Origin of the sequence: Kibdelosporangium aridum, from assembly GCF_900176515.1 — a bacterium.
Lineage (GTDB): Bacteria > Actinomycetota > Actinomycetes > Mycobacteriales > Pseudonocardiaceae > Kibdelosporangium > Kibdelosporangium aridum.
Genome location: NZ_FWXV01000012.1, coordinates 71,853 through 90,382, shown reverse-complemented (window position 1 = coordinate 90,382; position 18,530 = coordinate 71,853). Strand labels below are relative to the sequence as shown.

Annotated in this window: 15 protein-coding genes; 5 read left to right on the top strand and 10 right to left on the bottom strand. The window is 66.5% G+C overall.

Features of this window, described 5'->3' with window-relative positions; translation table 11 throughout:
• Positions 1–27 precede the first annotated feature (27 nt).
• The 3 genes from rfbA to B9C43_RS45445 all read right to left on the bottom strand — a co-directional run bounded on the left by rfbA (position 28) and on the right by B9C43_RS45445 (position 2,792).
• Positions 28–897 (bottom strand): glucose-1-phosphate thymidylyltransferase RfbA, encoded by an 870-nt coding sequence (rfbA, locus tag B9C43_RS45455; protein ID WP_033392103.1) that lies wholly within the window; start codon positions 895–897, stop codon positions 28–30.
• Between the two features lie 318 nt (positions 898–1,215).
• Positions 1,216–1,773, bottom strand: a complete 558-nt coding sequence (locus tag B9C43_RS56175; protein WP_143447065.1) for a pyridoxamine 5'-phosphate oxidase family protein — start codon at positions 1,771–1,773, stop codon at positions 1,216–1,218.
• Positions 1,774–1,925: 152 nt separating this feature from the next.
• Positions 1,926–2,792 (bottom strand): AfsR/SARP family transcriptional regulator, encoded by an 867-nt coding sequence (locus B9C43_RS45445; RefSeq protein ID WP_084433567.1) that lies wholly within the window; start codon positions 2,790–2,792, stop codon positions 1,926–1,928.
• A 942-nt stretch (positions 2,793–3,734) separates the two neighbouring features.
• Between B9C43_RS45445 and cysD the strand changes: the two genes are divergently transcribed.
• Both cysD and cysC read left to right on the top strand, forming a co-directional pair.
• Positions 3,735–4,655, top strand: a complete 921-nt coding sequence (cysD, locus tag B9C43_RS45440; RefSeq protein WP_084433566.1) for a sulfate adenylyltransferase subunit CysD — start codon at positions 3,735–3,737, stop codon at positions 4,653–4,655.
• A complete protein-coding gene (cysC, locus tag B9C43_RS45435; protein WP_084433565.1) occupies positions 4,655–6,502 on the top strand; it encodes an adenylyl-sulfate kinase in 1,848 nt (615 codons plus the stop codon). Before cysD ends, cysC begins: the two co-directional genes overlap by 1 nt.
• 43 nt (positions 6,503–6,545) lie before the next feature.
• Here cysC and B9C43_RS45430 read toward each other — a convergent pair whose 3' ends face one another.
• The 7 genes from B9C43_RS45430 to B9C43_RS45400 all read right to left on the bottom strand — a co-directional run bounded on the left by B9C43_RS45430 (position 6,546) and on the right by B9C43_RS45400 (position 13,932).
• A complete protein-coding gene (locus B9C43_RS45430) occupies positions 6,546–6,746 on the bottom strand; it encodes a hypothetical protein (RefSeq protein WP_084433564.1) in 201 nt (66 codons plus the stop codon).
• A 28-nt stretch (positions 6,747–6,774) separates the two neighbouring features.
• Positions 6,775–7,599: an alpha/beta fold hydrolase gene (locus B9C43_RS45425; RefSeq protein ID WP_235039226.1), complete on the bottom strand. Its 825-nt coding sequence runs from the start codon at positions 7,597–7,599 to the stop codon at positions 6,775–6,777.
• A gap of 30 nt (positions 7,600–7,629) precedes the next feature.
• Positions 7,630–9,216 carry an acyl-CoA carboxylase subunit beta gene (locus B9C43_RS45420; protein WP_084433563.1) on the bottom strand — a complete coding sequence of 529 codons (1,587 nt, stop codon included), beginning with the start codon at positions 9,214–9,216 and terminating at the stop codon, positions 7,630–7,632.
• On the bottom strand, positions 9,213–10,439 hold the full coding sequence (locus B9C43_RS45415; RefSeq protein ID WP_160097170.1) for an acyltransferase domain-containing protein: 1,227 nt from the start codon (positions 10,437–10,439) through the stop codon (positions 9,213–9,215). The genes B9C43_RS45420 and B9C43_RS45415 overlap by 4 nt, the downstream gene beginning before the upstream one ends.
• Before the next feature lie 345 nt (positions 10,440–10,784).
• The gene (locus B9C43_RS45410) at positions 10,785–11,828 is read right to left on the bottom strand and encodes a ParB N-terminal domain-containing protein (RefSeq protein ID WP_200825996.1); all 1,044 of its coding nucleotides are present in this window, start codon (positions 11,826–11,828) and stop codon (positions 10,785–10,787) included.
• 164 nt (positions 11,829–11,992) lie between these two features.
• Positions 11,993–12,991: a glucose-6-phosphate dehydrogenase (coenzyme-F420) gene (gene fgd, locus B9C43_RS45405; RefSeq protein ID WP_084433560.1), complete on the bottom strand. Its 999-nt coding sequence runs from the start codon at positions 12,989–12,991 to the stop codon at positions 11,993–11,995.
• A gap of 143 nt (positions 12,992–13,134) precedes the next feature.
• Positions 13,135–13,932, bottom strand: a complete 798-nt coding sequence (locus B9C43_RS45400) for an SDR family NAD(P)-dependent oxidoreductase (RefSeq protein ID WP_084433559.1) — start codon at positions 13,930–13,932, stop codon at positions 13,135–13,137.
• A gap of 23 nt (positions 13,933–13,955) precedes the next feature.
• On the opposite strand from B9C43_RS45400, the gene B9C43_RS45395 reads away from it, so the two are divergent.
• From B9C43_RS45395 to B9C43_RS45385, 3 genes are all read left to right on the top strand, one after another.
• Positions 13,956–16,619: an AAA family ATPase gene (locus tag B9C43_RS45395; RefSeq protein ID WP_084433558.1), complete on the top strand. Its 2,664-nt coding sequence runs from the start codon at positions 13,956–13,958 to the stop codon at positions 16,617–16,619.
• Between the two features lie 62 nt (positions 16,620–16,681).
• Positions 16,682–17,449: a creatininase family protein gene (locus tag B9C43_RS45390; protein ID WP_084433557.1), complete on the top strand. Its 768-nt coding sequence runs from the start codon at positions 16,682–16,684 to the stop codon at positions 17,447–17,449.
• A 64-nt stretch (positions 17,450–17,513) separates the two neighbouring features.
• Complete coding sequence (locus B9C43_RS45385) at positions 17,514–18,527, top strand: alpha/beta fold hydrolase (protein WP_084433556.1); 1,014 nt, start codon at positions 17,514–17,516, stop codon at positions 18,525–18,527.
• Positions 18,528–18,530 lie beyond the last annotated feature (3 nt).

Sequence of the window (18,530 nt, the reverse complement as noted above, 5' to 3'; positions counted from 1 at the left end):
GCTCCAGACTTCGTCGCGAGATCTCCCTCAGCCGGCTTTGGCGACTTCCATGATGTATTGGCCGTAGGACGTCTTCTCCAGCTGGCTGCCGAGCAGATAACACGCGTCCCTGTCGATATAGCCCATGATCAAGGCGATTTCTTCGAGACAGGCGATCCGGACACCTTGCCGGTGTTCGAGAACCTGCACGTATTGCCCGGCTTCCATCAGCGCTTCGTGCGTTCCGGTGTCCAGCCAGACGAAACCGCGTCCCATTTCGATCAGGGTGGCTTCGCCGCGCTCGAGATACACGTTGTTGACGTCGGTTATCTCGAGTTCGCCGCGCGGCGAGGGCTTCAAACCCCTGGCGATCTCCACGACGTTGTTGTCGTAGAGGTAGAGCCCGGTGACCGCCAGATTGGTCCGTGGGCGTGCCGGTTTTTCCTCGAGCGCGATGAGGTTGCCGCCTTCGTCGAGTACGGCGACGCCGTAGCGTTCCGGGTCCCGCACCGGGTGTCCGAAGAGGATGCACCCGTTGACGTCCTGTGTGACCCGTTGCAGCAGTGTCGGGAACCGCGCGCCGTGGAAGATGTTGTCGCCGAGGACAAGCGCGACGGAGTCGGATCCGATGTGGTCGGCGGAGACCAGGAAGGCGTCCGCGATCCCCCTGGGCTCGTCCTGCGCCGCGTAGGTCAGGGTGATGCCGAGCGACGAGCCGTCGCCGAGCAGCCGCTGGAAGCCGGGCAGGTCGCCGGGGGCGGAGATGATCTCGATCTCCTTGATACCCGCGAGCATCAGCACGGACAGCGGGTAGTAGATCATCGGCTTGTTGTAGACCGGCAGCAGTTGTTTCGATACACCGAGCGTGATTGGATGCAGGCGCGTGCCATTGCCGCCGGCGAGCACAATTCCTTTCACAGCTCCCCCTTCCGCTGTGTCCATTATGGATTCAGGCATCGAAAGTGCCGTTGTGGCCAGAGCTTACATTCTTGTGTGACTATTTCGGCCAGTGCGGCTTGGCGCTCGTTCAACTGCAGTGGAATCGCCAGACGAACGGCCGGTTTTCTGGCCGTTCAACAAAACGCGGCAGCAGAGTTTGATGCGCCGGGCGGTGAACGGGCACACTTCACTGTGGTGCTCTGTGATTCGCAGGCGCCCGGAAGCACTGCTGCATAGCCAAAAACAGTCAGCCCCTCCCGCGTCGTGACGCGGGAGGGGCTGACTGGTGAGACGAGGTCAGACGTTGCGGCTCATCACCCGGTCGACCGCGATCTCGATGACTGCCTGCCACGAGTCCAACGGGTCGGTGCGACGTCGTTGGCCCGCACCGGGTCCGCCGCCTGCGAAAGGCCCGCCGCCGGGGCCACCGCCCGGGCCACCAGGCCTGCCGCCGCCGAACGGGCCACGGCGTGGTGCGCCGTTGCCGTTGCCGTCACCGGTTTCTGGGCGGGGGCGTCGGTAGCGGTTGATGTAGCGCTTGCGTCCCTCGGCAACGCGTTCTGCCTCAGTGGTGACCGTCGCGGTGCCTTCGAGGGTGACCCAGCCGCCGCCTTGGGCCTGGCACACGGCGGCGCGGCTGCCTGGGGCGGCGATGAGGTTCTTCGCCTTCTTCGATTCGGCGCCCACCATGATCCGGACCAGCCTGGTGTCGGCGTCCCAGCTGAAGGACACGGGCACAACGTGCGGGGAGCCGTCGGGGCGGAAGGTAGTGAGCGTCGCGATGGCCGGCTCGTCGAGGAAGTTCTCGATCGTCTCGGACAATGGCCAGGTCTTCGTGTCCTGGGGCGTCACCATTGGTGTCTTTCCTCCCGGTGGTACGACGAATGCACGGTGGATAACAGCGTCGTGGCAGTGTGGCAGGGATTCCCGGAATCTCGGTCGAGCGCGGATGGACCCGTCCGGTCACGGCTGGAACGACCCGAAAACCGTTGGCAGTACGCAGAGTCCTAGCTACGAGTGAGCTCGTTCTGTTCGTACGCCGGGCGGCTCTGCGGGACCTCTTGGTGCGCCAGCGGGGCAGGCCCGCACTCGAGCACCGGATCGCCGGAGAGGATCGCCGCCTGCAGGCGTTGCAACCGCGGGCACGGCTCGATGCCGAGCTCCTGGTTCAACGCCGAACGCAGCCGGTGAAACGCTTGCAGCGAGCGGCTGACGTGGCCGGTCCGGTACAGCGCGGTCATCAGGAACGCGCAGAGGTTCTCGTTCATCGGGTTCTTCGCGGTCAGGCGCGTCAGTTCGCCGAGCAGATCGGCGTGCCTGCCCAGCGCGAGATCGGCCTCCACGCGTCGTTCAAGCGCTCCCAGCCTGCCCTCTTCGAGCGACGCCGCCTCGATTTCCAGTACTCGCCCCATCTTCACGTCCACCAGCGCCGGACCCCGCCACAACTGCAAAGCGCGGGTGAACTCCTCGGACGCGCGACGGTGATCGCCTGCCTCGGCGGCCGCGCGACCGGCGAGCACGTGCCGGTCGAAAACCTCGACGTCGGTCTGGCAGGCGTCTTCTTCAAGCAGGTAGCCGTAATGGCTGGTGCTGAGAATCTGCCGGGCGCCAGGGTTGCCGGAGTCGGCTGCGGCCAAAGCGTTTCGCAGCTGGAGGATATAAGTCTGCAAAGTGGTGGCGTAGCTACGCGGTGGGCGGTCGCCCCACAGTTCCTCCACGAGCATGGGACCTGTGACGACCTGACCGACATGCAGCGCGAGGAGCGCGACCACCTGACGCTGCTTGGGCGCGCTCGTGGTCACCGGCGTCTGGTTCAAGCGCAGTGACAGCGGACCGAGGAGTCCGATGCTGAGCGGTCTGTGATCGACGGTCATTCCCGTCTCCCCCCATCAAGTCGGATTCGTCCCGCTTCCGAGCATGCCCATGGTTTCGGCCCAATTCAAGAGTTAGTCAAGTCGGATGATCTTGGCGTAGTTTATGTCGTTTGCGGCCGTCGCGACGGCGTTTTCGGAGGTCAAGACCGGTTTTGGGAGCGCTCTTAACCGGCTCGGCACCGGTATCGGTACAGCGGTTACCAGCAGTGGTCGTCCGATAACGCGGTAACCAAAACCATCGAGGTCGAGGCGTAGTTCCGCAGGCCATGTCTGCCCCTTCGGACGCCCTTTTCGTGCACGGTGTTCAAACTCCGCCGCGAACGCGTGGAAAATCATCCGATGTAACCGGCTGTCATGGCTTGTTCACCATGCGCACCGAAGAGTTCGCAGGTCCAGGCGGCCCGCCCAGGCGTAAATCGATGGCGTGAATCGGCGGCAGCCCTGGAATCGTGGAGACAACTCGCAGCTGCGGTTGAACAACTGCGGTCGAGGCGATCGATGCTCGGGGGTGGGCGGGCGGTTCGCCGCGCCCGAGGTCGCTGGGCAGCCGTGACGGGCTGCGGAACGCTCTCGCTGAATAGCGCGAGCCTGCGTTCGACCGCGCTGTGGAGAAACCGCGGCGGCGCCCTGTCGCAAGAAATACGAAAGCGTTCCGGCCGGTGAAGACAAAGAGAGAACCCGGTGTCGAGAACTGTTCAACCGCAATTTGAGTGGGTCCCGACGGCGGTCGTGGACAAAGGCGAGCGGCATGGTCCACGCTTGCCCGGACGAGTTCCGCGGCGCCTCGATCGCGACGATGACAACGTTGTACCCCGGCTGTCAACCGGCCGGCGACACCGCAGAATGCAGGTTCCTGCAACTTTGGGAAACATCGTCGCCTTTCCGGCGAATCGTCATGAGAACTCGGCGAACCGCTGTCATCGGCAACGGAAGGACGGTTCGATGGCTGGGCAGGCATTGCGGGCCGGGTACGAGTTGACCCACCCCGAGGCTTTGGAAGCCGAGGCGGTACACGTTTTCCGCGAGGTGGCGTCCACGTTCGCGCGGCCCGCGCTGCTGTTTTCCGGCGGCAAGGATTCCGTGGTCATGCTGCACGTGGCGGCCAAGGCGTTCTGGCCGGCGCCGGTGCCCTTCCCGGTGGTGCACATCGACACCGGGCACAACTTCGACGAGGTCATCGCCTATCGGGACCGCGTCGTCGAGCAACAGCGCCTGCGACTGGTCGTCGGGCACGTGCAGGACGACATCGACGCGCGCCGCGTCGTGGAGGAGCCCGGTGCGGGCCGGAACCGGTTGCAGACCACCACATTGCTGCGCACGATCGCCGAGCACCGGTTCGACGCGGTGTTCGGCGGCGCCCGTCGTGACGAGGAAAAGGCCCGCGCCAAGGAACGGGTGTTCAGCCTGCGCGACGAATTCGGCCAATGGGACCCGCGCAACCAACGCCCCGAGTTGTGGCGGCTGTACAACGGGAAACACCGCAAAGGTGAGCACGTCCGGGTGTTCCCGCTGTCGAACTGGACCGAGCTGGACATCTGGACCTACATCGAGGCGGAGGGCATCGAACTGCCGTCGCTCTACTACGCACACGAACGCGAAGTGGTCAGCCGCGACGGCATGCTGTTGGCCAACACCCGGTTCGTCCAGCCGTTGCCCGGCGACGAACCGTTCACCGCGACCGTCCGCTTCCGCACTGTCGGAGACGCCACCTGCACCGGCTGCGTGGAGTCGACCGCCGCCACACCCGCGCAAGTCGTGGCAGAGGTCGCCGCCACCCGGGTCAGCGAGCGCGGCGCCACCCGTGCCGACGACCGGATCTCCGACGCGGGCATGGAGGACAGGAAGAAGGAGGGGTACTTCTGATGCCCAGCAACCTGGTCCGGCTGGCCACGGCCGGCAGTGTGGACGACGGCAAGTCGACACTGATCGGGCGGCTGTTGTTCGACTCCAAGGCGATCTACGAGGACCACTTCGCCGCCATCGCCCAGACATCGGCCCAGCGCGGCCACACCGGCACCGATCTCGCGCTGCTCACCGACGGCCTACGCGCCGAGCGCGAGCAGGGCATCACCATCGACGTGGCGTACCGCTATTTCGCCACGCCACGACGGAAGTTCATCATCGCCGACACGCCCGGCCATATCCAGTACACCCGCAACATGGTCACCGGGGCATCCACGGCGGACGTCGCACTCATCCTCATCGACGCCGAGAAAGGCGTCATCGAGCAGTCCCGCAGGCACGCGTTCCTGGCGAGTCTGCTTGGCGTGCCGCACATGGTGGTGTGCGTGAACAAGATGGACCTCGTCGGCTACGCGCAGGAGCGATTCGAGGAGATCCGCGAGGAGTTCCGCAGGTTCGCCATGAAGCTGGAGATCCAAGACCTCACTTTCGTGCCGATTTCGGCGCTGACTGGCTGCAACGTGGTCAACCGCAGCCCGGAAATGCCGTGGTACGAAGGCAGGACACTGCTGCACCAGCTTGAGCAGGTGCACGTCGCCTCCGACCGCAACCTGATCGACGCGCGCTTCCCCGTGCAGTACGTCATCCGTGCGCACGGCACCGACGTCGAGGACAAGCAGGGCTTCCGTGGCTATGGCGGCACGATCGCGGGCGGTGTGTTCAAGCCAGGCGACGATGTGACCGTGCTGCCGTCCGGCTTCAGCACGAAAGTGCGGGCGATCTGGGGGCCAGGTGGCACCGAGATCACCGAAGCGTTCGCCGGGCAGGCGGTCACCGTCGAACTGGCCGACGAGATCGACATCGGGCGTGGTGACCTGATCTGCCGCCCGCACAACCGGCCGCACATCGGGTCCGATGTGGACGCGATGGTCTGCTGGATGGCCGAGGGCGCGGAACTCAAGCCGGACGGCCGCTACACCTTGCAGCACACGACCCGTTCGGTCCGGGCAACCGTGCGCTCGCTGGAATACCGGCTCGACGTGAACACGCTGCACCGCGACGAAGAAGCAACTTCGTTGCGGTTGAACGAAATTGGCCGCGTTCGACTGCGCACCCAGCAGCCGCTGCTGTTCGACGCCTATCGCCGTAACCGCGACACCGGCAGCTTCGTGCTCGTCGACGACGTCACCAACAGCACGGTCGCCGCAGGGATGATCACCGGGCCGGCGATCTCCGTGCCGAATGTCGTGTGGCACACGCCGATCTGCACCCGCGATCAGCGGGCCACGCAAGGGATGACCGTGTGGCTGACCGGGCTTTCCGGGTCCGGCAAGTCCACGATCGGCGCGGAGCTGGAACGCAGGCTCGTCGCATCCGGCCGTCCTGCCTACCTGCTCGACGGCGACAACCTGCGGCACGGCCTCAACGCCGGGCTCGGGTTCAGTGTGCAGGACCGCAAGGAGAACGTCCGCAGGGCCGGTGAGGTCGCCAAACTGTTCGCCGACGCCGGTGTGATCGCCGTGGTGTCGCTGATCAGCCCGTATCGCGGGGACCGTGACCTGATCCGGCAGATCCACCAGGACGCGGGCCTTCGGTTCGTCGAGGTGTTCGTCGACACCCCGCTCGAGGTCTGCGCGGAACGTGATCCCAAGGGCCTGTACGCCAAGGCGCGCGCGGGCGTGATCACCGGGTTCACCGGACTGGACGATCCTTACGAGGCCCCGCACCGGCCGGACGTGGTTCTCCGGCCGCAAGACGGTGACCCGGCCGCACAGGCAGCGATCCTGCTCGACTGGATCGACGGATAGCAGCAAGAGGGCCGCACCCGGTGCGGCCCTCTTGGCATGACGCCTAATGCAGGCGCTTGAGCAGATCCGTCCACTCGGCGTGTTCCGCCTCCGACAAGGGTTCCCCATGGTGGTCTGCGCTGTGCTTCTCGGCCGGTGTGGTTGCGCCGATGTCGAAATCCGGGCCGAGGGTCTGGCCGAGACAGATCAGCCCGTCACGGACGCAGCCCAGCACGAAGCGCAGGGCGGACTTGAACCGCGACATACCTGCTTTCCTCCGCTTGGGACAGTGGTCACGTGGTGGCGAACCCGGCCAGTACCCGGCCGAGGATGTCCATGTCGATCCGGTGGAAGGATCCAGGCAACGCCATGCCCCAGCCGTTGGGCAGCGCCGTCGCGGTCGCCTTCGCCGCCGCCTTGAACCACTCGGAGGTGCCGTCGCTGTTGAGGACCAGGCACGGAATACGCAAGGTGGCCAACCGTTCGGTCGGAACGGTGTAGTCGCCGGCGATAGTGGTGTCGTAGGGCAGCGTGTGCGCGTTCGCCACGTTCATCGGCCACAGTGGACCTTGCCGCCACGCCTCGATCGCCTGCGGGGAGAGTTCCATCAGCTCGGCCAGCCAGAGTGCCGCGGCCTCGTCGCGGTCGCCATCGGCCAGCAAAGCGTTGAGCTTGGCCATGAAGTCGCTCGGCGGTTTCGCGAAGCCCTCGACCCGGTAGTACGGCTCGTGCAGGGCCAGTTTGGTGATCGGGACGCCGGTCATCGCGGCTTCGAGAGCCAGGTTCGCGCCGAGGGACCCGGCGAACACCACTGCTTCGCCGCCGGCTTCCTCGATCACCGCGGCGAGGTCCTCGACCTCACGCTCGACGGCGTACTCGGGCGAGTCACCGCTTTGCCCACGGCCACGGCGGTCGTAGACGTAAGTGGTGCAGTGCGCGGTGAGCTCGGGAACCAGCTGATCGAAGATCGTGTGATCCCGGAACGCGCCGTTGAGCAGGACGATCGGCGGGCCGTCGCCCGCCACCTCGTACGCGATCGTCGTGCCGTCCCGCGAAACGACCTTGCGCATCACGATCTCCTCGTGCTGAACGGATGTCGGGCTCTCAATCTCGCGCACGCCGGTGGACCGGCAGTCGAGAACGGGTCGCTACGTCGGGGGATTGCCGTGCTTGCGGGGCATCAGGTCGGGTCGCTTGTCGCTGAGCAACTCCAGTGCCCTGATGATCATGACGCGGGTGTCCGCGGGGTCGATCACGTCGTCGACCAAGCCGCGTTCGGACGCGTAGTACGGGTGCATCAGTTCTTCGGTGTACTCGGTGATGAGCTGCGTCCTGCGCTGCTCGGGATCGCCCGCGGCGGCCAGTTCCTTGCGGTAGATCACACCGACGGCCGCTTCGGCACCCATCACGGCGATTTCGTTGATGGGCCAGGCGAAGGACAGATCCGCGCCGATGGATCGTGAGTCCATCGCGATGTACGCGCCGCCGTAGGCCTTGCGCAGGATCACCTGAATTCTCGGGACGGTGGCGTTGCAGTACGCGTACAGCAACTTGGCGCCGTGCCTGATGATCCCGTCGTGTTCCTGGTCGACGCCGGGCAGAAAGCCGGGCACGTCGACGAATGTGACCAACGGGATGCTGAACGCGTCGCACATCTGGACGAACCTGGCTGCCTTCTGGGAGGTGTCGATGTCCAGGACGCCCGCACGGACAACTGGCTGATTGGCAAGGATTCCGACCGTACGGCCACCCATCCGGGCCAGTGCGCACACGATGTTCTCGGCCCAGTGTTCGTGGACCTCCATGAACTCGGCGTCGTCGACGATCTCCGCGATCACCTCGCGGACGTCGTACGGGACCTTCGGGTTGGCCGGCACGATGTCGGCCAGCCGGGGACATCGTCGCGCAGGCGGATCGTCAGTCTCGTACGACGGCGGAAGGTCATGGCTGTTGGACGGCAACAAGGAGATCAGGTGACGGACGTCCTCGAGGCAAGTCTCCTCGTCGTCGGCGACGAAGGTGGCGACACCGGAGGTCGCGGCGTGCACTTCGGCGCCGCCCAGTTCCTCGTGTGTGACGGACTCGCCCGTCACGGTCTTGATGACGTCCGGTCCGGTGACGAACATGTGCGAGACGTTGCGGACCAGAAACGTGAAGTCCGTCAACGCCGGTGAATAGGCCGCACCGCCTGCGCAAGGGCCCAGCACCACACTGATCTGTGGAATCACGCCGGAAGCACGGACATTGCGACGGAAGATCCCGCCGTAACCGGCGAGTGCGGTGACGCCTTCCTGAATACGCGCTCCGCCGCTGTCCAGAAGCGCGACAAGCGGTGCCCCGGCGGCGATGGCGAGATCCATCACCTTGTGGATCTTCGCTGCGTGTGCCTCACCGAGCGAGCCGCCGAGGATGCGGAAGTCCTGTGCGTAGGCGAAAACGCGGCGGCCGTGCACGGTGCCCGCTCCGGTGACGACCCCGTCGGTGCAGTACTCCGGAACGGGTGAACCAGGCGCGGGCCGCCGGAACAAGTCGAACTCTGTGAAGGAACCCTCGTCAAGCAGGTGCTGGAGCCGTTGCCGCGCGGTGAGCTTTCCCTTGGCGTGCTGTCGTTCTGTGGCCAGCTCGTCGCCGACGGTCGCCCGCCTGCGGACTTCGTGCAGCCGCCGGACGTGATCCCTGGTCGTGGCCGCGTGCCGTACGGGTTCGGGCGCAGGAGTGGATGCCTGCTGGCTCATGACTGTGCGTCCTTCCCGGCGGTCAGCAGGTCTGTCCGGACTGGTGCCCCGAGCACGTAAGCGGCGGCCGCTGCGGACAGCAAGCCGGACAATGACGTGCTTTCCGTGCTCAGTGCGACTGCAGGGATGTTCGGGCAGATCCGGCGGGCATGGCCGGAAAGTGCTTGGCTGGGACCGACTTCGATGAACAGGTCCGTCTCTTCGGCCATCCGCTCGACCGCTTGCTGGAACCGGACAGGCTCGCAGATCTGCTTGACCAGCAGGTCACGAAGATCGGTGTCTGACTGCAGGACGTCGCCTGTGACGGTCGACATGACGGACCGCCTCAGTGGACGGAAGTGCATGTCCTTGAGGTGTGTGCGGAGTCCGTCCGCGGCTGGCGTCATCGCGGACGAGTGGAACGCGTCGGCGACCGGCATGCGGTCCGCCTTGAGATCGGCCGCCAGGGCTGCCCGCTGCACACGCTCGACGGCTTCGGCCGGACCCGCGATGGCGGTCTCGTCAGGGTTGTTGTAGCCGACGATGACGACCGGCTCGCCTCGCAGCAACGGCTCGACTTTCTCTGGGCCCGCGGCGATTCCGACCATCGCGCCGGTGCGTGTGCATGCCTTGGCCACGATCTGGCCGCGCTCGCCCACGAATGTGAGCAGCTCGGACTCGGTCATCGCACCGGCCCAGTGCAACGCCGTCAGGTCGCCGAGGCTGTGGCCGACGGCCGCTGTCGCCTCGATGCCGAGCACGGACAACACTCGCAGCCCGGCGATCGAGGACGCGACGATCTGCTGCTGGAAGATGCTGGGCGGGAAGAGGTTTTCCGCCGTCGGTATCCGGGTGGCCCGGTAGAACTCCCGTGCCGTTTCAAACCGCCGGGTCAGCGCGCTGTTGTCCACATCGTTGCTGGCGCCTTGGCCGGGGAACAGGTACCCGATCCTCGGTGTGCCGTTCGCGCGGCCGACGAAGATCCCGTTGGCAGGGTCGATGGTTGTCGTCGAGTCGAGTTTCGCGGCCAGCGCGGTAAGGCGTTCGGAGGCTTGTGCGGCCGATGCGGCCACAACTCCGGCACGTACTGGACGATCCGCGAGTCCGCGCCGCAGAGTTGCGGCCACGTCGGCGAGCGTCGATTCCTTGACCAACTCGGTCAGGTGCGCTGTCCGGTCGCGCAGTTCGGTGACCGTCTCCGCGTCGATGAGCAGGAGTTCGGGATCGTCGGTGGGTTCGTGCATGCCGTCTAGCGTGGGCCAGTCGCTGGCTGCGTCCATCTCTGAGTTTGCTCTCCCCGAATGGCACGAGCGGTGCTCGAGCAGATCACGATGGGTGGGTGGCACCCGCCTGCCCCGGCGGGCGGGTGTCCGGTGATCACGACGTGTTCGCCAAGGTCGTGTTTTGAATGTCCCGGTCGATGAGAGCCGGGATCGGGCGGTTGGAACACGCCCTAGGGGCCTTGGTCGCGCGGCCTGCTGGTGTGGGTCGCGCGTGGTCACTGTGTGGTCGCCGTGTGGTGGCTGTTTTCCCCAGTTGGTTCCCCAGTGTCCCCCGTGGTCTTCCCCAGTGTTGCTGTCCCGGTGTGGTTACGCGCCGAGTGTTTTGTGTTCTGCCTGTTTGAGTTGTTCGGCGAACTGGCTCCATTCTTTGGAGATGTTGTCGGCGATGGGTGCGATGGTGGACAGCCAGTGGCTTGGCAGGGTGGTGATGAAGGTCCGCCACTTGTCGGGATCGCTGGCGTGGTAAGCCATCCAGCGGAGGAACTCCTTGCCGCCGGTGGTGTAGCGGATGGTCGGGTCCTTCGCGACCTTGGTCGCGACCTCGGCCCACGTAGGCGGTGTTTCGGTGTGGTTCTTGCGGCGCAACGGCGTGCCGGTGTCGGGCACGCTGGTAATGGTCGCTGGTTCTGTTGTGGCGACAGGGTTTTCGGTGCGGTTTCCGTTGCGTTCGGGGCTGATGCCGCGGCGCAGGCGGTTGCAGACGTCGTGGACGGTGCCGAGTGAGACGTCGGTTTCTCTGGCGACTTGGCGTAAGGGTGCGTTGGGGTTGTTTTTGATGTATTCGGCGGCGCGTCGTCGTCCTTCGCAGGCGGTGACGGGGCGGCGGCGTCCGTCTCGTCCGAGTCGTTTGCTGTTGTCGGGGGTGGCGACGCGGGTGCGAAGTGAGGCAATGGTTTTGGCGGAGAGTCCGGTGATGCTGGCGATGGCGCGGTCGGACCAGTCGGGGTGGTCGGTCAGTACGCGGGTCGCGCCGGCGAGGCGGTCGTTCTTGGTCAGTGGCAGGCCATGGGAGGTGTTGGCTTCCATGGCGATGACGAGTGCTTCGGAGTCGGTGCAGTCCAGAAAGCGCGCGGGAATGGTTTGGTCGCCGCGTTGTTTGGCTGCTTCGAGGCGGTGCAGGCCGTCGATGACGCGGCAACCCTCTTGCTGGACAAGGATCGGCGGGAGCTCGGTCGAGGTGGCCGCCTCGATCAGCAGCTGGACGTGCGTGGCATTGGTTCCGGCCTGCCGCAGGTGTAAGCCGGGGGATAACGCGGCGACGGGGACGTGCCGGATGGGCAGCTTGTCGAAGTTCTTCTGGTCGAACCCATCCGTGGCGGCGGCCGAACCGCCGAAGTCGCCCGTGAGCAAAACGGCCCGCCTGGTCTGGTGGGTCATGTAGGTGCGCTCCTCTCCGCTGTCAGACCCGTCAGAGCCTGGCCGGGGCGACTCCAGGCCCAGTCGAGACCGGGTGGACAGCGGAAAGGCGACGTCGCGCCCGCCCGGCCGGGCCGGTGCGGGCGCGACCGGGCCGGTTAACCGAGAGCGCGCAACCTGGGCACGATGTCTTCGGTGAACTGGGTGAGGAACCGCTCCTGGTCGTGGCCGGGCCCGTGGAAGACCAGGTGGTTGAGTCCGGCGTCGAGGTACGGCTTGATCTGGGCGACGGCCTCGTCCGGGTCGGACGCGACGATCCAGCGCTTGGCGACCTGCTCGATCGGCAGTTCGTCGGCGAGGCGTTCCATCTCGTCAGCCGTGTCGACGCTGTGCTTCTGCTCAGCGGTCAACGACAGTGGCGCCCAGAAACGGGTGTTCTCCAACGCCGCGTGCGGATCGCGGTCGTAGGACAGCTTGATCTCGATGGTCTTGTCGATCTTGGCGACGTCCCGGTTGGCGGCGGCAGCGCCCTCGGCGACGGCGGGCATCAGCTTCTCCGTGTAGAGGTCCATGCCCTTGCCCGACGTGCAGATGAACCCGTCCCCGGCGCGGCCGGCGTACTTCGCGACGACCGGGCCACCAGCGGCGATGTAGACAGGCACCGGCTCGTCCGGGCGGTCGTAGATCCGCGCGCCGACCAGCTTGTAGTAGTCGCCGTCCGCGTTGACCTCGTCCTCGGTCCACAGCGCCCGCATCAACCGGACGGCCTCCCGCAGCCTGGCGAACCGTTCCTTGAAATCGGGCCACGTCAGACCGGACACTGCGATCTCGTTGAGCGCCTCACCCGTGCCGACGCCAAGAATGATCCGGTGGTCGTACAGCAAGGCGAGCGTGGCGAACGTCTGCGCCATGACGGCGGGGTTGTACCGGAACGTCGGGGTCGTCACGCTCGTTCCGATCTGCACCCGCTTGGTCCGTTCGCCGACGGCCGCCATCCACGCGAAGGCTGCCGGAGCGTGTCCACCGTTGTGCCGCCATGGCAGGAAGTGGTCGGAGACCCAGACGCTGTCGAGGCCCACCTGCTCGGCGCGAACCGCGTACTCGACGAGGTCGCGCGGGCCGAACTGCTCCGCCGAAGCCTTGTAGCCGATCTTCATGGGCTAACGATATGCGACTTGCCTCGGACATGCCGCCGCTCAACTGCGGCGCGAAGCTCGGTGTGACGAAGCAGCCACGTGAGCTGCTCCAGGGCGAGGGGTGTGCGGCGAAGAAGTCCCAGATCAGCCACGGCCGTGGACCGTCAGAATGGTTGATTGGCGGTTACTCCACCGTCGACACGCAGACTCGCCGCCGTGATCCACCGTGCCGCGTCGGAGAGCAGGAACAGGCAGGCGTCGGCGACGTCCTCCGGTGTGCCCAGGCGACCGAGCGGCGCGGCTCGGTGCCAGCGTTCGACCCCGTCCGGCCAGTCCTGCTCAAGCCCAGGCCGATCGATGAGCCCAGGGCACACCACGTTGACGCGGATCCCGGAAGGACCAAGCTCAAGCGCTGCCGCTCGGGTGTGCATGATGACTGCTGCCTTCGACGCCGCGTAGTGGCTGTGCGCCGGTGCGGGCACTTCGCCTTCGATGGACGCGATGTTGACGATGCTCAACGGTACGCCCCCGGCGATGGCGCGTTTGGACATCGCTTGAGTCACAAGGAAAACCGCGCGGACATTCACTTCGAAGACCCGGTCGAACTCCGCGACGTCCATGGAAGTCAAGGGCGCCAACGGTTGCAGTCCGGCATTGTTGACGACGCCGCGCAGCGTGCCTGCCGTACGGTCAATCTCGTCGAGCACGTCCTCGACGATCGCGGTATCGGACAGATCGCCGTGGACGCCATGTGCCGCAACGCCATGCCGACGACAGGCGTCCAGAACCGGTTGCAGCCGTTCGGGATGCGAGTTGGCGTGCGCGATGACAGTGGCTCCGGCTTCGGCCAGACGAACCGCGATGCCCGCGCCGATGCCGCCGCTGGCGCCCGTGACCAGGACTGGGCGTTCGCGAAGGCGTAGCAACTCGCCGACGGGCGGCGCGGAAATGTTGTCGGGCATACCGCCAGGGTACGGTCGGTGACATGGGCACACTGATCGGCCGTGACCTGGAGAAAAAGACCCTGACCGAGTTCGCCGACGGGGTCCGCGACCGCGGTGGTGCCATGATCGTGCGCGGTGAGGCCGGGATCGGCAAATCCGCTCTGGTGGCCGAGGTGGCCGCGCTCGCGGCGAACATGCGCGTGCTGAAAACGACCGGTGTCGACTCCGAGCAGCACCTTCCCTTCGCAGGCTTACACCAGCTGCTGCACCCTGTTCAGGACGGTCTCGACGCGCTGCCTGCCGTGCAGCGTGACGCGCTCAGCGCTGCGCTCGGTCTCGCCGAGGCGCAGACGCCGAACATCTACTTGGTCGGGCTGGCCACGCTGAACCTTCTCGCCGATCTCGCCACGGCCAAGCCGCTGCTGCTGATCGCCGAGGACGTGCCAAGCCTCGATCCGTCCAGTGTGGACGTCCTGGCGTTCGTGGCGCGCAGGCTGGAGTCCGAGCCCATCGTGTTGATCGCCACGGTCCGCGAGGGCGAATCCTCCCGGCTCGACGAAGCGGGTCTGCCGTCGATGACGCTCGAGCGCCTGACGGACGACGCGGCTGCCGATCTGCTCCACACGGTCTCGCCCGGTCTCGCGGCGCCGGTCCGAGCGCGACTGCTGGAGCAGGCGGCGGGAAATCCGTTGGCTTTGACCGAATTGCCGCACAGCCAGATGACGGCACGGTTGGAAGAAGCATTCACGGCCAGGGTCGCGGGGTTGCCTGCCGAGACCCGGATGACCTTGTTGATCGCCGCGCTCAACGACAGCGGCTCGCTCCGGGAGACCCTGGACGCGGCCGCGTCGGCGCTGGGCACGTCCGTCGGCATCGAGGTGCTGACGCCCGCAGTCGCCGCCCGGTTGATCGAACTCAACCACGGCGCGCTGACCTTCCGGCATCCGCTGATGCGTTCGGCGATACCCCAAGCAGCGGCCGTGGCACAGCGGCAGTCCGCACATCGGGCATTGGCCGAGGTGCTCGACGGGCAGCCGGAGCGGCGGGCATGGCATCGGGCAACAGCCGCGACCGGGCCGGACGACGCCGTCGCCGCCGACCTGGAAGCCGCCGCCGAGCACGCCAGGCGTCGCGGCGATATCGCAGGCGCGGTGACGTCCTTCGAGCTCTCCGGCCAGCTGAGTGAAAGTCCGGAACAACGGGCCGAGCGGCTGCTCCGGGCCGCGGAACTGGCGGTCGAGTCCGGCCGTAAAGACGTCGTCGAGCGGCTCCTGCGCGACTGCCGGTCCGGCGAGCTGACCGCGCAGCAGCGCGCACGGGCGACCCTGATCCTGAGCGACTTCGAGGACGGGCTGCGCTCCACGGAAGGTCCGCTGGAGCTGGCCGAACTGGCCGAATCGGTCGCCGCTGCCGACCTGGGCTCACGCATCCTGTGGAGCGGCGCGATGCGGTGCTTCTGGATCGAGCCGGGCCTGGCCGCCCGGCAACGCGTGATGTCCGTCGCGGACAGCCTGCTCACCGACGACCTCGATCCCCGAAAGGTCGCGATCACGGCTTACGTCAGCCCGTTCGAGCGCGGCCACGCGGTCGACGAAGGCCTGCGCCACCTCGCCGGAAACACGGGCGGAGATCCCCTGGTCGAGCGTTTCCTCGGCAGCGCGGCCATGCAGTTCGGGGCATTCGAGGAGTCCGCGCGGTTCTCCGCGGCCGCGGTGTCCGGTCTGCGCGCCCAAGGCAGGCTGGGGTTGCTGACCAGGGCGCTGACGGTGCACGCGTGGAGTTCGGTACGGCTGGGCAACCTGGCCACGGCACTACCAGCCGCCGTGGAGGCCGGTCGGCTCGCGTGCGAGACGGACCAACCGTTCATGCGTGGGCTCAGCCTGGCCGTCCAGGCTGAGATTGCCGCGCTGCGCGGAGACGACGCCCAGGCCCTGGCCCTTGCCGCCGAAGCCGAGCAGATCGGCCTGGCGGTGGCCGCCCGGCCAGTTCTTGCCACCGTGCAGATAGCCCGCGGGATCGCCGCGCTTGGCCAAGGGCGATACGCCGACGCCTTCGCCGACCTCCAGCGCCTGCATGATCCCGCTGACCCGGCGTACCAGCTGGCCCTGCGCTGCTACACGCTCGCCGAATTCGCCGACGCGGCCACCCGGACCGGCCAAACAGACACGTTGCGCGAAATTCTGTCCGAAATGGCGGAGTATGGGCGGTCCGCTTCCTCGCCCGCGCTCCACATTGGCCTGCGCTACGCCAACGCCGTGCTCACCCAGACCGAGGAGACATACCGGGCAGCGCTGGACGCCGACCTGACAGGGTGGCCGCTCGAACGCGGACGCGTCCAACTCGCGTTCGGTGAATGGCTACGACGGCAGCGCCGGGCCGCGGAATCCCGTACCCACCTGCGGGCAGCGCGTGAGGCATTCGACGCGCTCGGCGTTCTCGCATGGAGTGAGCGGGCCCGCAATGAGCTACGAGCGGCAGGTGAAGCCAGCCCTCGCCGCGACCCGGACGCCCGCGACCGGCTCACCGCGCACGAGTTGAGCATTGCCCAGCTGGCGGCCGAAGGACTGACGAACCGTGAGATCGGCCACCGTCTCTACCTGTCGCACCGTACGGTAAGCACGCACCTGCACCGGATTTTCCCCAAGCTGGGCATCAGTTCCCGGGCCGAACTCGGCGCCGCGCTCAGCCGCTCCGAGCCGGCATGACGTACACGGGGACCGTCACCTGACAGACGCGGGTCCGCGCGCGGAGTATTTACGTTCCGGCCGTGTCCGAAACGAACGAGGTCAGATGGAACCACCTCACGGCCGCTGAGCTCAACGTCCTCGCCGAGCGTGGTGCCGTGGTGCTGCTGCCGATCGGTTCGACCGAGCAGCACGGTCCGCACCTGCCCACCGGTGTTGACGACTTCATGGCGGCCGAGGTGTGCCGCCGGGCCGCGCACATGGTCGACAAGCGCACACCGGTGGTCGTGGCGCCGTCCATCCCGTTCGGCCTCGCCGAGCACCACATGCTCTTCGGCGGCACGCTGACCCTGTCACTCAGCACATTGCACGCCCTGCTGCGGGACTTGTGCCGGTCGATCGACCGCGCCGGGTTCGACTGGATCCTGATCGTCAACGGGCACGGCGGCAACATGACCGCGCTGCACGCGTTGATCACCGAACTGACCGCCGAGCTGAGCATCTCGGTCGGGTTCACCAACTACTTCACCGCCGGACGGATGGTGATCCGCGAGACGCTGGAAACCCAGGACGGCCTGATGCACGCGTGCGAAGGTGAGACGTCCATGGTCATGGCCGCGCTGCCGCACCTGGTTCGCACACAGGAACTGGACAAGGCGGTCGGGCCCGCGATCACACTGCCGGCCGAGTCGACCGACCCGGTGTACTTCGCGGTGTCGTTCCGTGTCATCACCGAGTCGGGCGTGGCGGGCAACGGCGACAAAGCCACCGCCGAGAAGGGCGAACGCATTCTCGACGGCTGCGCCCAAGCACTGGCCGACCTGCTGGTCACCCGGTTTCGGAGGCGCTGATCGGTGCACTCTCGACCTTGATTCTCGTCCGGGACAAGGCCGTTGTCCTGAAAGGAGCAATGACATGATCAACAGGAGGCAGTTCTCCACGGGCAGTGCCGCGGTGCTCGCCACGGCGGCGATCGCCGGATGTTCCTCTTCGGACACCGGCCCGGCAGCCCCGGCGCCTGTGTCGTCGAAGAACAATTCGTTCGGGCCACTGAAACAGGTGCAGGCCGGTGTGCTGAACATCGGGTACGCCGAAGCCGGTCCCGCTGACGGCCCCGTGGCGATTCTCCTGCACGGCTGGCCGTACGACATCCACGCCTTTGTGGACGTCGCGCCTGCCTTGGCGGCGAAGGGATTTCGCGTGATCGTCCCGTACTTGCGCGGCTACGGCACGACGACGTTCCTGAAGGGCGACACTGTCCGGAACGCCCAGCAGACCACGTTCGCCTCGGACATCATCGCGATGATGGACGCGCTCAAGATCGACAAGGCGATCTTCGGTGCGTTCGACTGGGGAGCGAGGACGGCCTGCGTGATCGCGGCGCTCTGGCCACAGCGGTGCAAGGCGCTCGTCTCCGACGGCGGCTACCTCATCACGAACCTCAAGGCGAACCTGCAGCCGCTGCCACCCGCGACCGAGTTGGGCTGGTGGTACCAGTACTACTTCACCACCGAACGCGGCGTGATGGGCTACACGAAGAACAAGCGGGAGTTCAACAAGCTCATCTGGCAGACGGCATCACCGAAGTGGCGTTTCGACGACGCGACATACGAGCGCAGCGCCACCGCGTTCGACAACCCCGACCACGTTGCCATCGTGATCCACAACTATCGGTGGCGCCTGAGCCTCGCACCGGGAGAGCCCGCGTACGACGCCCTTGAGCAGAAGCTGGCCGAAGCTCCCGCCATCACCGTGCCCGCCATCACCATCGCCAGTGACTTCGAAGGCGCGGCCGCGGATGGCATGGCCTACCGCAACAAGTTCACAGCCAAGTACGAACACCGTGTCCTCAATGGAATCGGTCACAACGTGCCGCAGGAGGCACCAGAGGAGTTCGCCAAAGCCGTCATCGATGTCGACCGGTTCTAGCGT

Excerpts from the sequence above, each read along its gene's own strand:
- cysC (WP_084433565.1), top strand. The coding sequence starts at position 4,655 with ATGCCCAGCAACCTGGTCCGGCTGGCCACGGCCGGCAGTGTGGACGAC.
- B9C43_RS45400 (WP_084433559.1), bottom strand. The coding sequence starts at position 13,932 with ATGCCCGACAACATTTCCGCGCCGCCCGTCGGCGAGTTGCTACGCCTT.
- B9C43_RS45445 (WP_084433567.1), bottom strand. The coding sequence starts at position 2,792 with ATGACCGTCGATCACAGACCGCTCAGCATCGGACTCCTCGGTCCGCTG.
- B9C43_RS45430 (WP_084433564.1), bottom strand. The coding sequence starts at position 6,746 with ATGTCGCGGTTCAAGTCCGCCCTGCGCTTCGTGCTGGGCTGCGTCCGT.
- fgd (WP_084433560.1), bottom strand. The coding sequence starts at position 12,991 with ATGAAGATCGGCTACAAGGCTTCGGCGGAGCAGTTCGGCCCGCGCGAC.
- B9C43_RS45395 (WP_084433558.1), top strand. The coding sequence starts at position 13,956 with ATGGGCACACTGATCGGCCGTGACCTGGAGAAAAAGACCCTGACCGAG.
- B9C43_RS45385 (WP_084433556.1), top strand. The coding sequence starts at position 17,514 with ATGATCAACAGGAGGCAGTTCTCCACGGGCAGTGCCGCGGTGCTCGCC.
- B9C43_RS56175 (WP_143447065.1), bottom strand. The coding sequence starts at position 1,773 with ATGGTGACGCCCCAGGACACGAAGACCTGGCCATTGTCCGAGACGATC.
- B9C43_RS45415 (WP_160097170.1), bottom strand. The coding sequence starts at position 10,439 with ATGCACGAACCCACCGACGATCCCGAACTCCTGCTCATCGACGCGGAG.
- B9C43_RS45420 (WP_084433563.1), bottom strand. The coding sequence starts at position 9,216 with ATGAGCCAGCAGGCATCCACTCCTGCGCCCGAACCCGTACGGCACGCG.
- cysD (WP_084433566.1), top strand. The coding sequence starts at position 3,735 with ATGGCTGGGCAGGCATTGCGGGCCGGGTACGAGTTGACCCACCCCGAG.